This is a genomic window from Rhodococcus sp. C26F, assembly GCF_053345925.1.
Genome location: NZ_JBKFBA010000002.1, coordinates 52,284 through 66,883, shown reverse-complemented (window position 1 = coordinate 66,883; position 14,600 = coordinate 52,284). Strand labels below are relative to the sequence as shown.

The 14,600-nt window shown below is 69.2% G+C and carries 11 protein-coding genes and 2 pseudogenes; 7 read left to right on the top strand and 6 right to left on the bottom strand.

The features are described 5' to 3' along the window. Window positions 1-18: 18 nt before the first annotated feature. Window positions 19-723, bottom strand: coding sequence for a phosphoribosyltransferase (locus ACLBYD_RS03390; protein WP_447815405.1), 705 nt, complete (start codon window positions 721-723; stop codon window positions 19-21). A gap of 67 nt (window positions 724-790) precedes the next feature. Then, window positions 791-2,100: pseudogene (locus tag ACLBYD_RS03385) on the bottom strand (TrpB-like pyridoxal phosphate-dependent enzyme). Between the two features lie 158 nt (window positions 2,101-2,258). On the opposite strand from ACLBYD_RS03385, the pseudogene ACLBYD_RS03380 reads away from it, so the two are divergent. Continuing rightward, window positions 2,259-4,141, top strand: a pseudogene (locus tag ACLBYD_RS03380) (DEAD/DEAH box helicase). A gap of 6 nt (window positions 4,142-4,147) precedes the next feature. Here the strand turns inward: ACLBYD_RS03380 and ACLBYD_RS03375 are convergent. The 3 genes from ACLBYD_RS03375 to ACLBYD_RS03365 form a co-directional block, all read right to left on the bottom strand. After that, on the bottom strand, window positions 4,148-4,663 hold the full coding sequence (locus ACLBYD_RS03375; RefSeq protein ID WP_447815404.1) for a mycothiol transferase: 516 nt from the start codon (window positions 4,661-4,663) through the stop codon (window positions 4,148-4,150). Continuing rightward, window positions 4,660-6,561 (bottom strand): ABC transporter ATP-binding protein, encoded by a 1,902-nt coding sequence (locus tag ACLBYD_RS03370; protein WP_447815403.1) that lies wholly within the window; start codon window positions 6,559-6,561, stop codon window positions 4,660-4,662. The genes ACLBYD_RS03375 and ACLBYD_RS03370 overlap by 4 nt, the downstream gene beginning before the upstream one ends. Window positions 6,562-6,650: 89 nt before the next feature. Next, on the bottom strand, window positions 6,651-7,241 hold the full coding sequence (locus ACLBYD_RS03365; protein WP_447815402.1) for an AMIN-like domain-containing (lipo)protein: 591 nt from the start codon (window positions 7,239-7,241) through the stop codon (window positions 6,651-6,653). A 125-nt stretch (window positions 7,242-7,366) separates the two neighbouring features. Here ACLBYD_RS03365 and ACLBYD_RS03360 point away from each other — a divergent pair, with 125 nt between their 5' ends. From ACLBYD_RS03360 to ACLBYD_RS03350, 3 genes are read left to right on the top strand one after another with little or no spacing between them, the layout of a single operon-like run. Then, window positions 7,367-8,104, top strand: coding sequence for an ABC transporter ATP-binding protein (locus ACLBYD_RS03360; RefSeq protein ID WP_447815401.1), 738 nt, complete (start codon window positions 7,367-7,369; stop codon window positions 8,102-8,104). Then, complete coding sequence (locus ACLBYD_RS03355) at window positions 8,101-8,856, top strand: ABC transporter permease (RefSeq protein WP_019288103.1); 756 nt, start codon at window positions 8,101-8,103, stop codon at window positions 8,854-8,856. The genes ACLBYD_RS03360 and ACLBYD_RS03355 overlap by 4 nt, the downstream gene beginning before the upstream one ends. After that, window positions 8,853-9,464 (top strand): TetR/AcrR family transcriptional regulator, encoded by a 612-nt coding sequence (locus ACLBYD_RS03350; protein WP_447815400.1) that lies wholly within the window; start codon window positions 8,853-8,855, stop codon window positions 9,462-9,464. Before ACLBYD_RS03355 ends, ACLBYD_RS03350 begins: the two co-directional genes overlap by 4 nt. 100 nt (window positions 9,465-9,564) lie before the next feature. Here the strand turns inward: ACLBYD_RS03350 and ACLBYD_RS03345 are convergent, their stop codons facing one another. After that, window positions 9,565-10,335, bottom strand: coding sequence for a deoxyribonuclease IV (locus ACLBYD_RS03345; RefSeq protein WP_268655389.1), 771 nt, complete (start codon window positions 10,333-10,335; stop codon window positions 9,565-9,567). A 78-nt stretch (window positions 10,336-10,413) separates the two neighbouring features. Between ACLBYD_RS03345 and ACLBYD_RS03340 the strand changes: the two genes are divergently transcribed. From ACLBYD_RS03340 to ACLBYD_RS03330, 3 genes are all read left to right on the top strand, one after another. Beyond that, window positions 10,414-11,205, top strand: a complete 792-nt coding sequence (locus ACLBYD_RS03340; RefSeq protein ID WP_447815399.1) for an SDR family NAD(P)-dependent oxidoreductase — start codon at window positions 10,414-10,416, stop codon at window positions 11,203-11,205. A gap of 91 nt (window positions 11,206-11,296) precedes the next feature. Beyond that, a complete protein-coding gene (locus tag ACLBYD_RS03335) occupies window positions 11,297-12,058 on the top strand; it encodes an ABC transporter ATP-binding protein (RefSeq protein ID WP_006553930.1) in 762 nt (253 codons plus the stop codon). Between the two features lie 11 nt (window positions 12,059-12,069). Next, the gene (locus ACLBYD_RS03330) at window positions 12,070-14,595 is read left to right on the top strand and encodes an ABC transporter permease (protein WP_447815398.1); all 2,526 of its coding nucleotides are present in this window, start codon (window positions 12,070-12,072) and stop codon (window positions 14,593-14,595) included. Window positions 14,596-14,600 lie beyond the last annotated feature (5 nt).

Below are 14,600 nucleotides of genomic sequence, written 5' to 3'. Positions count from 1 at the left end.
CGGTAACGAGGATTACCACTATCGGATAGTCTCGTCCGTTTTCCCGGTACCCGAAGTACCAGTATCGCGGAGGAGGCGGACGGCCTCGTCGTCGCCGAGCTGGTGGAAATCCTTGTAGGCAGCGCCGACGCTGTCGGTGTCCACCGGTGTCCAGGGGCAGATCACCTCGTCGGCCGCCCGACCCACGCGACGCAACGCCTCCGGGGAGGCCACCGGCACCGCGAGGATCACGCGGGAGGCGCCGGATGCGCGGGCGGCGAGACAGGCCACCGCCGCGGTCGCGCCCGTGGCCACCCCGTCGTCGACGATGACCGCCGTGCGGCCCTCCAGTGGTACGCGGGTGCGACCGGCGCGCAGGAAATCGGCGCGGCGGGCCAGTTCGGCGAGTTCGCGCCTCTCGATGTTGTCGACGGATTCGGGGGCTATCCGTCCGCGCCGGATCACGTCCTCGTTGAGGACGCGGAAGACGCCCTCGCCTACCGACTCCCCGGACTCGGTGGTCGGGCCTTCGGCGATCGCGCCCATCGCGAGTTCCGGATGCCACGGCACGCCCAGTTTGCGGACGACGAGGACATCCAGCGGTGCGTCGAGGGCGGCGGCGAGTTCGCGGGCGACGGGGATGCCGCCACGGGGAAGTGCGAGAACCACCGGGTCGGCGTCGCGCAGGTGCCCGGCCGACCGGGCGAGTCGCCGGCCCGCCTCCTCGCGCGTGGCGTACCGCACGCCTCCAGTATGGGACGGTCCGCCCGGGCGGGGCGAGCATTCGCCGCCCGGACGGACCGATGGGATCTCAGTCGAGCTCGCCCGACAGGTAGGAGTGGTACGCGGGCAGATCGAGCTGACCGTGGCCGGACAGGCCGATCACGATCACCTCGGGCTCGGTGAGGCCGCGCGCGTACTCCGCGGCCGCTGCGATCGCGTGCGACGACTCCGGCGCCGGCACGATGCCCTCGTTCCGGGCGAAGAGCACCGCCGCGGAGAAGGCATCGGTCTGTGCCACGGACTGTCCCTGCACGTAGCCGAGCTCGACGGTGTGGCTGAGCAACGGCGCCATGCCGTGGTATCGCAGCCCGCCGGCGTGGATCGGATCCGGGATGAAGTCCTGGCCGAGGGTGTGCATCTTCAGCAGCGGCGTCAGACCCGCGATGTCACCGTGGTCGTAGCGGTACTCGCCGCGGGTGATCGACGGGCACGCCGTGGGTTCGACGGCGANGTCGTCGCCCGCTCGTGGATGACCTCGCGCAGGAACGGGAACGACAGGCCGGCGAGGTTCGAACCGCCGCCTGCGCAACCGAAGACCACGTCGGCCTGGTCCTCACCCGCGGCCCGCAGTTGCTCCACGGCCTCGAGGCCGATGACGGTCTGGTGCAGCACCACGTGGTTGAGCACGCTGCCGAGGGTGTAGCGGGCGGCGGCGTCCTTCACCGCGACCTCCACGGCCTCCGAGACCGCGATGCCGAGCGAGCCGGGTGTGTCCGGGTGCTCGGCAAGGACGGCGCGACCGGCCTCCGTCAGTTCGGACGGGCTGGGATGTACTGTGCCGCCGTAGGTCTCGATGAGGAAGCGGCGGTAGGGCTTCGAGTCGTAGGAGGCGCGGACCTGCCACACCTCGAGATCGATACCGAACTTCGCGCACGCGAACGACAGGGCCGAACCCCACTGTCCGGCACCGGTTTCCGTCGTGAGCCGGGTGACGCCGTCGAGCGAGTTGTAGTAGGCCTGTGCGACCGCCGAGTTCACCTTGTGGCTGCCCACCGGGCTCACGCCCTCGTACTTGACGTAGATGCGGGCCGGGGTGCCGAGTGCCTTCTCGAACGAGCGGGCGCGGAAAAGGGGAGTGGAGCGGTAACCGGCGTAGACCTCGCGCACGGCCTCCGGGATCTCGATGTCGGTCTCGGTCGACAGTTCCTGCTCGATCAGTCCCGAGGCGAACAGAGGCGCGAGATCGTCGGCGGTGATCGGTTCGCGGGTGCCGGGGTGCAGGTGCGGCGGCGGGGCCACCTCGAGGTCGCCGACGATGTTGTACCAGTGCGTCGGAATGCCCGAATCGGCGACGGACGGGGGTGTCGCGGACGCGTGCGCGGAGGGGGAAACCGTCACTGTGGAATCCTTCGGTCGGGGACGATGAACCTGCCCAGTGTGACGCGCCCCGGGTGCCGGCGACGGGGTGGGGTGAGTCATTATTCGCGCGCTCGAGCCCAGGTCGCGGCCGGGTCCGGGCGCGAAGAGGTGGGTTCATCCGATAAACTGCTGGTCAAATGAGTGATATTCAAGACGCCCCCGACCAGGAGACCGCAGCTCTCACGTTTGCCGATCTCGACATCGATGCACGTGTGCTGCAAGCTCTTTCGGATGTGGGTTACGAGTCCCCGTCGCCGATCCAGGCGGCGACCATCCCACCGCTGCTGGAGGGACGGGACGTCGTCGGTCTCGCTCAGACCGGCACCGGCAAGACCGCCGCCTTCGCGGTGCCGATCCTCTCGCGTATCGACACCTCCGTGAAGCGGCCCCAGGCGCTGGTGCTGGCGCCCACCCGAGAGCTCGCGCTGCAGGTCGCGGAGGCTTTCGGTAAGTATTCCGTCCATATCCCGGGCCTGTCCGTCCTGCCCATCTACGGCGGTCAGGCATACGGTGTACAGCTGTCCGGCCTCCGCCGCGGGGCCCAGGTCATCGTCGGTACCCCCGGACGTGTGATCGATCACCTCGCCAAGGGCACCCTCGACATCTCCGAACTCGAGTTCCTCGTCCTCGACGAGGCCGACGAGATGCTCACCATGGGCTTCCAGGAGGACGTCGAGCGCATCCTCGCCGACACCCCCGACACCAAGCAGGTCGCGCTGTTCTCCGCGACCATGCCGGGCGCGATCCGCCGGCTGTCGAAGCAGTACCTGAAGGATCCGCAGGAGATCACCGTCAAGTCGAAGACGACGACGTCGGCGAACATCTCCCAGCGCTGGGTTCTCGTCTCCCATCAGCGCAAGCTCGACGCGCTGACCCGAATCCTCGAGGTCGAGACCTTCGAGGCCATGATCATCTTCGTGCGCACGAAGCAGGCCACCGAGGACCTGGCCGAGCGCCTGCGGGCCCGCGGTTTCTCCGCCGCCGCCATCAACGGCGACATCGTGCAGGCCCAACGCGAGCGCACGATCAACCAGCTCAAGAACGGCACGCTCGACATCCTCGTCGCCACCGACGTCGCCGCGCGTGGTCTCGACGTCGAGCGCATCAGCCACGTCGTCAACTACGACATCCCTCACGACACCGAGTCGTACGTGCACCGCATCGGCCGCACGGGCCGCGCCGGCCGCACCGGCGACGCGCTGCTGTTCGTCGCACCGCGCGAGCGGCACCTGCTCAAGGCGATCGAGCGGGCCACCCGCCAGCCGCTCGCCGAGATGCAGCTGCCCACCGTCGAGGACGTCAACGCCCAGCGCGTGTCGAAGTTCAACGACTCGATCACCGAGGCGCTCGCCTCCGATCACCTGCAGCTGTTCCGCACCTTCATCGAGGACTACGAGCGTGAGCACGACGTGCCGCTCGCCGACATCGCGGCCGCGCTGGCGGTGCTGTCTCGCGACGGCGAGTCGTTCCTCATGGAGGCCGAACCCGAGCCGGTCGCACCGCCGCGCCGCGAGCGCGAACCGCGCGAGCGTNNNCGCCGCGCCGCTTCGACGACGGGCCGAAGGTCGGTCGCGACGGCCAGGAGATGACCACCTACCGCATCGCCGTGGGCAAGCGTCACCGCGTGCAGCCCGGTGCGATCGTCGGTGCCATCGCCAACGAGGGCGGACTGCGCCGCGGCGATTTCGGGCACATCAGCATCCGTGCCGATCACAGCCTCGTCGAGCTGCCGAAGGACCTGTCGCCGCAGACCCTCGACGCGCTGCGCTCCACCCGCATCTCGGGCGTGCTCATCCAGCTGCAGCCCGACTCCGGCGCACCGTCCGGACGTCCCAGCTCGTATCGCGGACGCGACGACCGTCGCGGCGACGATCGACGCGGGGGAGACCGTCGCGATCACGGCAAGCGCGATCGTGGCGGCAAGCGCGAGTACGGCGACAGCCGTGGCGGCCGCTCCGGCGACTTCACGCACCGCAGCGACCGCAACGATCGTGGTGGTCGCGGCGGATACCGCGACTGACGCCCGTCAGCTCGTCCGCTGCGCCAGGACGTCGGCAGTGGCACCGTCGATCGATTCGCGGATGATGTCGGCGTGCCCGGCGTGGCGGGCCCACTCCTCGATCTGATGCAGGATCAGGAACCGGACGGTGAACGGTTCGCCCTGATCGAGCCACTGCGCGACGTCGGGGGAGATCTCGACGACCCGGCCGAGGTCGGCTTCGGCGCGAACCGTCGCGGCGAACCGTTCGGCCTCGGCGTCGAGGCGGGCGAGCTGGTCGGCGACCGTCTCGCTCTCCTCGACCCGCCACCCGGCCTGCCATGCCGCGACCGGGTCGGCGTCGCGAGGGTTGTCGCCGCGGATCCGGCCGTCCGTGGCGACGAGACCGTCGACGAGATGGTTGACCAGCGACGCCAGGCTCATCGACGATGCGCTCGGCGCGCTGCGGGCCTGATCCTCGGTCAGGCCCGACAGCGCGTTGCGCAGGGCGTCGAACTGGTTGGAGAGCAGCTTCAGCAACAGGTCGTGTTCTCGGGCGCTCATGCGTCGAGTATGGGGGCGCCCGCCGACACCTTCGGTCCCGAATCGGCGAACTGCGTGCGATAGAGCTCGGCGTAGCGGCCGCCCGCCGCCAGGAGATCGTCGTGGTTGCCGCGTTCGACGATGCGCCCGGCCTCGACGACCAGGATCTCGTCGGCGGCGCGGATGGTCGACAGGCGGTGCGCGATGACCACCGACGTGCGACCCTCGAGCGCCTCGGTCAACGCCTCCTGCACAGCGGCCTCCGAGGTCGAATCGAGATGGGCGGTGGCCTCGTCCAGGATTACCACCCGCGGATGGGCGAGCAGCAGTCGCGCGATCGTCAGCCGCTGACGCTCACCACCCGAGAGCCGGTAGCCGCGTTCGCCGACGACCGTGTCGAGTCCGTTCGGCAACGACGCGATCAGGGGCTCGAGGCGTGCGCGACGCAGGGCGTCCCACAGTTCGTCCTCGCCGGCTTCGGGGCGGGCGAGCAGCAGGTTGTTGCGGACCGTGTCGTGGAACAGGTGACCGTCCTGGGTGACCAGCCCGACCGTCGCGCGGATCGAATCGGCGGTCAGCTCGCGGACGTCCGCTCCGCCGAGCAGCACGGCACCGGAATCGACATCGTACAGTCGCGGGATCAGTTGGGCGATGGTCGATTTCCCCGCACCGGACGATCCGACCAGTGCGACCATCCGGCCCGGTTCCACGCGGAACGACACGTCGTGCAGCACCTCTTCGCCGCCCCGGGAATCGAGGACCGCGACCTCCTCGAGGGAAGCGAGCGAGACCTTGTCGGCGGACGGATACGCGAAGGCGACATCCCGGAGTTCCACCGAGACCGGACCGTCGGGCACCGGCCGGGCGTCGGGCGACTGCTCGATCAGCGGCTTCAGATTGAGGATCTCGAAGACCCGCTCGAAGCTCACCATCGCACTCATGACGTCCATGCGAGCACTGGCCAGCGCCGTCAGCGGCGAGTACAGGCGCGTGAGGAGCATCGCCATCGCGACCACCGAACCGGGATCGAGCTGGTCGCGCAGGGCATAGAAACCGCCGAGGCCGTAGACGAGTGCGAGTGCGAGCGCGGACACCAGTGTCAGGGCCGTGACGAACACGCTCTGCAGCATCGCGGTGCGCACGCCGATGTCGCGGACCCGCTTCGCCCGGACGGCGAACTCCCTCGACTCCTGCGCCGGACGGCCGAACAGCTTGACCAGGGTGGCGCCCGGAGCCGAGAACCGTTCGGTCATCTGCGTGTTCATCACCGAGTTGTGGTTGGCGGCCTCCCGGCTGAGCTGCGCGAGCCGGGCGCCCATGTGCCGGGCGGGAATCACGAAGATCGGGAGCAGTAGCAGTGCGAGAAGTGTGATCTGCCAGGATATCCCGATCATCACCACCAGGGTGATCGCGAGGGTGACGATGTTGCCGACCACGCCGGACAGGGTGTCGCTGAAGGCGCGCTGCGCACCGATGACGTCGTTGTTCAGGCGCGAGACGAGCGCGCCCGTACGGGTTCTCGTGAAGAAGGCGACCGGCATGCGCTGCACGTGGTCGAAGACCGTGGTGCGCAGATCGAGGATGAGATCCTCGCCGATGCTCGCCGACAACCAGCGGTTCGCGATCCCGAGGCCGGCCTCGATCAGTGCGATCGCGGCGATGATCACCGCGAGCAGCACCACGACCGAGACCGCGGCGCCGTCGACGATCGCGTCGATCACCCGCCCCGCGAGTACCGGTGTCGCGACGCCGAGCGCCGCGATGGTCACGCTCAGGACGAGATAGAAGGTGATGTTGCGGCGGTGCGGCCGGGCGAACTCGGCGATCCGCCGCAGGCTCGCTCGGGAGAACGGCCTGCGGTCGCTCTCGGCGTGCATCGCGTTGTACATCGCGTTCCACGCGGTGACTTCCATGCTCATGGTGTCGGCCTCCTCGGGTCGCAGCCGAGGCTAGGACCTCGAGTGCGCTCGAGGTCAAGCCTAGGCTCGCACCACGACAGAACGAGGCGTCAGCGAGCCACGTCGATCACCACGCGGGTCGGTCCGGTGAGGGAGTACACCGAGAACGGCGTGCCGTGCGCGGCGACGCCGATGAACGACTGGGTGACACCTTCGAAGACACCGGACCCGCTGACCTCCACCACGGATCCGCCGGCATCGGCGAGCACGGGATCCGGGCCGGCGTACTGCTCGACACCGCTGTCGAACGGATAGGCCGAACCGTCGATGAGCACCTGCAGCACGGCGTCGCCGGCGACGGGGACCTCGTTGCCGCTGCCCTGCTGGAGCGGCTCGTCGACATAGCCGACCCGCCATCCCGGTGTGCCCTCGCCGCCGAGTTCGTAGACCACGCGATCGAAGCCCTCGTGACGTCCGGTACGGATGTCGACGACGGTGAGCTTCGCGCCCTCTCCGGCCGGGGAGACCTTCTCGCGCGCGTCGCGCGGGACCTCGTCGGAGGTGGTGGTCTCGGGAGCCGAGGACGTCGACGTGTCGACCGAGACGGCGGGGGAGGGCGCGGGCTCGTCGCCGCCGGCGGAGCATCCCGCCAGGACCAGTGCTGTTGCGGTGACGGCCAGGGCGAGACGCGTGTGCTTCATGGGGCTCATGGTACGTCGGAGCTGCCGGCGGCCCCTGGCGACGCTCGCGGGGGTTGACCGGATCGAGACGTGAGGCGCACAATTCATCCGAGGATGATTTCAACACTCAATGAATTGAGTGGACCATGAACATCGACCACATCTCCGACGCCGTCGACATCCGCGACCTGCACGTCCGGCGTGGCACCCACCGAGCTCTCGAGGACGTGAGCGTGCGCGTCCCGCGCGGGTCGATCACCGGACTGCTAGGCCCCTCGGGCTGCGGGAAGACCACCCTGATGCGCACGATCGTCGGCACCCAGATCGTCGAATCCGGCACGGTCACGGTGCTGGGCCTGCGCGCGGGCAGCGCCGAACTGCGCCGCCGCATCGGTTACGTCACCCAGTCGCCGAGCGTCTACCCCGACCTGACCGTCACCGAGAACGTCTCCTATTTCGCCTCCCTCTACGGGCGGAAGGGTGCCGCGGTCGCCGACACCCTCGCGGCGGTCGGGCTCACCGACCACGCCGGCAACCGGACGGCGGCCCTCTCCGGCGGCCAGCTCGGCCGGGTGTCGCTCGCGTGTGCGCTGGTGGGCGATCCCGAACTGCTCGTGCTCGACGAACCCACCGTCGGACTCGATCCACTGCTGCGCGCCGAGCTGTGGGAGCACTTCCGCGCGCTCGCCGACCGCGGCACCACCCTGCTCGTGTCGAGCCACGTCATGGACGAGGCCGACCACTGCGACGAGCTCGTCCTCCTGCGCGAAGGCCGACTGGTGGCCCAGCTGACCCCGGTCGAACTGCGCGAACAGACAGGGGAGACGGGCCTCGAGAACGCTTTTCTCCGACTCATCCGGAACCGGACGGGAGCACGACCGTGAGCGCCGTCATCTATGCCACCACGACCACCCGCATCCTGCGTCAACTGCGGGCCGACCATCGCACCGTCGCGATGATCGTGCTCGTCCCGAGCCTGCTGATGACGCTGCTGTACTTCATGTACCAGAACGCCCCCACCGGTCCGGGCGGAGTCTCGCTGTTCGACCGGATCGCCGTCACGATGCTCGGGATCCTCCCGTTCGTCGTGATGTTCCTGGTCACCTCCATCGCGATGCAACGCGAGCGCAGTTCGGGCACCCTCGAACGGCTACTCACGACACCGCTGACGAAACTCGACCTGCTCGCCGGTTACGGCAGCGCTTTCTCGCTCGCGGCGGCCGTCCAGGCCGGTCTCGCATGCGTGGTGGCCTTCTGGCTGCTGGACGTCACCAGCGCCGGATCGGTGCTGTGGGTGCTGGTCGTCGCGGTTCTCGTCGCCGTCCTCGGGGTCTCCCTGGGGCTGCTGTGCAGCGCCTTCGCCCGCACCGAGTTCCAGGCCGTGCAGTTCATGCCGGTGATCGTCATTCCGCAGTTCCTGCTGTGCGGGTTGCTCGTCGCCCGGGACGATCTGCCCGACTGGCTGCGCTGGATCAGCAACGCACTGCCGTTGAGCTACGCGGTGGAGGCGCTGCAGGAGATCACTGTGAACCCGGGGGTCACCGGCGTCATGGTGCGGGATCTGATCGTCGTCGCGGCGTTCGCCGCCGCGGCCCTCACGCTCGGTGCGGCGACGCTGCGCCGTCGCACCCCGTGACGAGCGAGGCCGGGACGCGGCGCCCCGGCCGCCGTCCCGGGAACTCGGGTGCGCGCGACGACATCCTCGCGAGCGCCCGGGAACTGTTCGCCGCCAACGGATTCGACAAGACGACGGTGCGTGCTGTCGCAGCCGGTGCCGGGGTGGACCCGGCGCTCGTGCACCACTACTTCGGCACCAAGCTGCAGCTGTTCACCGCGTCCATCGCGCTGCCGGTCGATCCGCGCGACGTCCTCGCCCCCGTCTACGCGGCCGCACCCGAGGATCTCGGCCGTGCCCTCGTGACCGCACTTCTCGGTGTGTGGGACTCCCCGCACCGCGACGCGGCCGTGGCGATGTTCCGTGCGCAGATCGCCGGGGGCGACAGCGGTCTGATCCGCTCGTTCCTGCTGGAAGTCGCGCTCGCACCGCTGTTCGAGCGTATCGACCGTCCCGTCGGCACCGGCTGGCTGCGGGCCGAACTGGTGGCCACCCAGATGACCGGGATCATGCTGGTGCGCTACATCATCGGACTCGAACCGCTCGCGTCGATGCCGTCGGAGCAGCTCGTCGGGATCGTCGCCCCCACCGTGCAACACTATCTGACCGGCGACCTGCCCGGCATGTGACCGCAGCTTCGGGGGCGTGCGCTTCGGTCGGAGACAGAGGCGCGCCGTCGACACGGTGCATCGGTCCGCGCACGACGCAAACGTAGAACGGAGTGCGTCGTCAGGTCGAGTGCTCCCGCAGGAAGGCGATGTCCTCGGCGAGTCCCTCCGCCGGGGTCTCGAGCACGATCGGTGCGTCGGCCTGCACCGCGATCTCCGCGAGCAACTGCGGGTCGATCTGCCCGTCGGCGAGATTGGCGTGCCGGTCGCGGGCCGAATCGAACTCGTCACGCGAATTGTTCAGGTGCACCAGATCGATCCGGCCGGTGACCGCACGCACCCGTTCGACGACACCGACGAGATCCTCCCCGGCCGCCCAGGCGTGGCAGGTGTCGAGGCAGAAGCCGGGACCGTAGTCGCCGATGGCGTCCCACAGACGCCCGATCGCGTCGATGTAGCGGGCCATCGCGAAATCGCCGCCCGCGGTGTTCTCGACGAGGATCGGCACCCCGAACCCGCCCTTGTCCTCCTGCCGTTCGAACAGCTTGCGCCAGTTCTCGACCCCGGCGGCGACGTCCTCACCCGCGCGCACGTGCCCGCCGTGGACCACCAGCCCGAGCGCGCCGATCCGCGCGGCCGCCTCGGCGTGGTCGGCGACGGCCTTGCGCGACGGCATCCGCACCCTGTTGTTCAGGCTCGCCACGTTGATGACGTACGGCGAGTGCACCACCACGTCGACGTCCGACGCGAGGATCTCCTCGGTGCGCGGATGCTCACCGGGCTTCGTCCACTTCTGCGGGTCCGACAGGAACACCTGCACCAGATCGGCACCGAGATGCTCGCCCTGACCGATGGGATCGTCGTCCTGCCGGACGTGCGCACCTATCCGCATGTGCCACAGGTTAGGCCAGTGTCCCGCCGACCGGGACCGCAATACCCGGACGTGCCCGGAATCTGCTCGACTCCTCGCATGGGCACACTCGAAGGCGGCAAACTCGACGGCAGGAAACTCGACGGCAGGGTCGCGCTGATCACCGGCGCAGGTCAGGGGATCGGTCAGGGGGTTGCGTTCGCGCTGGCCCGCGAAGGCGTAGCCATCGCGGTCGCCGGCCGGACCGAGTCGAAGCTGATCGACACCGCCGAGCAGATCCGCGCCTTCGGTGGCACCGCCGAGCCGGTCGTGTGCGACATCGCCGATCCGGATGCGATCGCCGCCGCGGTGGACCGCACGGTCAGGGCCTTCGGAGGTGTCGACGTCCTCGTCAACAACGCGAGCTTCAATCCGCTCGGGCCGCTGCTCGACCTGAAGCCGGCCGTGCTGGAGAAGGCGTACCGCTCGGGTCCGCTCGCGGCGCTGCACGCCATGCAGCTCGTCCACCCGATCATGAAGGAACGCGGCGGCGGGTCGGTCGTCAACATGGTCACCTCCGCGGCGGTGCGCTGGGACGCGAGTGGTTACGGCGGTTACGCCTCGACCAAGGAGGCACTGCGGTCGCTGACCCGCACCGCGGCGTCCGAATGGGGAGTCGACGGCATCCGAGTCAATGCCATCGCCCCACACGCCCTTTCGCCGGGCCTGAAATGGTGGACGGAGACGAACCCGGAGGAGGCCGCCGAGTTCGTGCAAACCATCCCGCTCCGCCGAATCGGCGACCCCGAGGAGGACATCGGGCGCGCCGTGGCGTGGATTGTGAGCGACGACGCACGCTATCTCACCGGCGCGACGATCCCGCTGGACGGAGGCCAGGCACGCTGGGCCTGAGCCACCGCCCCGGCATACACCCGTATCCCCGAATCGAAGATCGGGGTCCTCCCCGATGGTGCAGTGGTCCCGGCACCGGGAAGATGGGTGCATGCCACTGCACTCGGCCCCAGCAGCCCGCGCCCAGGACCTGAAGAAGATCTACGGAACCGGAGAAACCGCGGTACACGCCCTCGACGGTGTGACCGCGGATTTCGCCGCCGGTGAGTTCACCGCGATCATGGGTCCCTCCGGATCGGGCAAGTCGACCCTCATGCACTGCCTCGCAGGTCTCGACAGCGCGACCTCCGGAGCGGTCTTCATCGGCGACACCGATCTGACGACCCTGTCCGACAAGGGGATGACCCAGCTGCGGCGCGACCGCATCGGCTTCGTCTTCCAGGCGTTCAACCTCGTCCCCACCCTCACCGCGCTCGAGAACATCACCCTCCCGGTGGACATCGCGGGCCGCAAGATCGATCAGGAATGGCTCGACACCGTCGTCACCCGTCTCGGTCTCACCGACCGTCTCGGGCACCGCCCCGGCGAACTGTCCGGTGGCCAGCAGCAGCGTGTCGCGTGCGCGCGTGCCCTCGCGGGCCGGCCCGAGATCATCTTCGGCGACGAGCCGACCGGCAACCTCGACTCCCGCTCGTCCGGTGAGGTGCTGTCCATCCTGCGGGCGGCCGTCGACGAGTTCGACCAGACCGTCGTGATCGTCACCCACGACCCGCGCGCCGCCGGCTACGCCGACCGCGTGGTGTTCCTCGCCGACGGACGCATCGTCGACGAGATGCGCGAACCGACGGCCGAGCGAGTGCTCGACCGGATGAAGCAGTTCGATCCCGCCTCCGCGGCTCCCGTGGCGGAATAGGAGACACCGCGATGAGTGGGAATCCCATCCGCAGGGTTGCCCTGCGCAACCTCGCCGCACACAAGGTGCGACTCGCCCTGACCGTGCTCTCCGTGGTGCTCGGCACGGCCTTCATCACCGGTTCGTTCGTCTTCACCGACACACTGCAGCGCACCTTCGACGGCATCTTCGGCGACGTCGCCCAGGGCGTCGACGTCCGCGTCAGCACCGAGCAGTACGGCACCAGCGGTGTCCCGATCGAGGCCGTCGACCAGGTCGCCGCCCTCCCCGGCGTCGAGCGCACGTCCCCGTCGATCGGTGGCGGCATCATCGTCCTCGACTCCGAGGGCGCCGCGATCCAGACCGGAGGCGCACCCGCCGAGGGCTACGCCTACATCCCGCCCGACCGTCTCGTCGGCGAACCGGAGACCTTCGTGGCCGGTGGACCGCCCGCGGAGAGCGGTCGGATCGCGCTCAACGAGAGCGCGGCCGAACGTGGTGATCTCTCGATCGGCGACAGCACGACCGTGCTCACCATCTCGCAGGGCATGGTGCCGGTAACCGTCAGCGGCATCTACGAACTCGAGACCGACACCGGCGGCTACATCGGTGCGTTGTTCACCGAGGAACAGGCCTCGCAGCTGTTCACCGACGGCCGGCACGTCGGCTTCCTCGATGTCGCGGGCGACGGTTCGCTCTCGCGCGAGCAGCTGCGCGACGAGATCGCCGCGGCGCTGCCCGACCTGAAGGTGCAGACCGGAGCCGAGGTCACCGAGGAGACCAAGTCGCAGGTCGCCGAGGCCCTGAACTTCCTCAACTACTTCCTGCTCGCGTTCGGTGCGATCGCACTGCTCGTCGGCACGTTCATCATCTACAACACCTTCTCGATGATCGTCGCCCAGCGACTGCGCGAACTCGCCCTGCTCCGCGCGATCGGCGCGAGCCGCAAGCAGGTCGGCCGGTCGGTCACCCTCGAGGCCTTCGTCGTCGGCCTGATCGGCAGCATCATCGGTATCGCCGCGGGCGTCGCGCTCGCCTACGGTCTGCGCGCGGCACTGAACGCCGCGGATCTCGGACTGCCGTCGGGCCCGCTGCAGTTGTCCCCGCGCACCGTGATCGTCGCGCTGCTCGTCGGCGTGGTCGTGACGATGGTCAGCGCCTACGCCCCGGCGCGGCGCGCGACCCACGTTCCGCCCGTCGCCGCGATGCGCGAGGAATCCACAGCGACCGTCGAGTCGCTGCGCATCCGCACGATCATCGGTGTGCTCTGCGCGATCGTCGGTGCGGCGCTCGTCGTGGTGGGCGCACAGCAGGTCGGTGGCGGCGCGGCCACGACCGTCGGTATCGGCGCCTTCCTGCTGATCCTGTCGGTGCTGTTCGCGGCGCCGGCGTTGTCCCGGCCCGTCGTGAACGCGCTCGGTGCGGTCTTCGCTCGGCCCTTCGGGGCGATCGGCCGGCTCGCGCGCACCAATGCGACCCGCAATCCGCGTCGCACCGCCGCGACCGCGTTCGCCCTCACCCTGGGGCTGATGCTCGTCTCCGTCATCGGGGTGTTCGGGTCGTCGGCGAAGGCCAGTGTCGACGCGCTCGTCGACAACGGGGTCGAGGCGGACTTCATGCTCACTGGACCGCAGATGTTCGGTGTCCCGGCCCCCGCCGCCGAGGCGGTCCGCGGGGTGGACGGCATCGAGGAGGTCGTGCCCGCCTACGGCGTGCAGGCTAAGATCGACGAGGACTTCGAGTTCGGCACCGGAGCGGGCGGACCCCTCCAGGACGTTCTCGACCTGGACATGGTCGCGGGAGCCTTCGAGGTGACCGGGAACGAGATCCTCGTCTCGCAGACCTCGGCGGACGACCACGGCTGGGAAGTGGGCTCCACCGTTCCGCTCACCAGCCGCGACGGCGACACCGTCGACACCACGGTCGCCGGCATCTTCACCGACAACCAGCTGATCGGTCCGTGGGTCGTCTCGCAGGAGCTGTTCGAGCAGTTCACGCCGCCGAACAACCGGTCGGCGCTCGTCGTCCTCATGAACACCGTCGACGGTGCCGATCCGGAGACCGTGCGCGCGTCGATCGAGGAGGCCGTCAAGGACTACGTGATCGTGCAGGTCCTCGACCGTGAGCAGTTCAAGGGGCAGCAGGCGCAGCAGATCGACATGCTCCTCGCGATCCTCTACGGCCTGCTCGCCCTCGCCGTGGTCATCGCCATCCTCGGCATCGTCAACACCCTCGCGCTGTCGGTGGTGGAACGGCGACGGGAGATCGGCATGCTCCGCGCCGTCGGTATGCAACGCGCCCAGGTACGTCGCACGATCTACCTGGAGTCGCTGCTCATCGCGGTCTTCGGTGCTGTCGTGGGTGTCGTGCTCGGTCTCGCATTCGGCTGGGCGTTCGTGCGCACCCTCGCCGATCAGGGACTCGACATCATCTCGGTGCCGTGGTCGCAGGTCGTCGGCATGCTCGTCGCGTCCGGCATCATCGGTGTCCTCGCGGCGCTGTGGCCCGGCCAGCGTGCGGCGAAGACGCCGCCGCTCGAGGCGATCAGCGACATGTAGGCAGA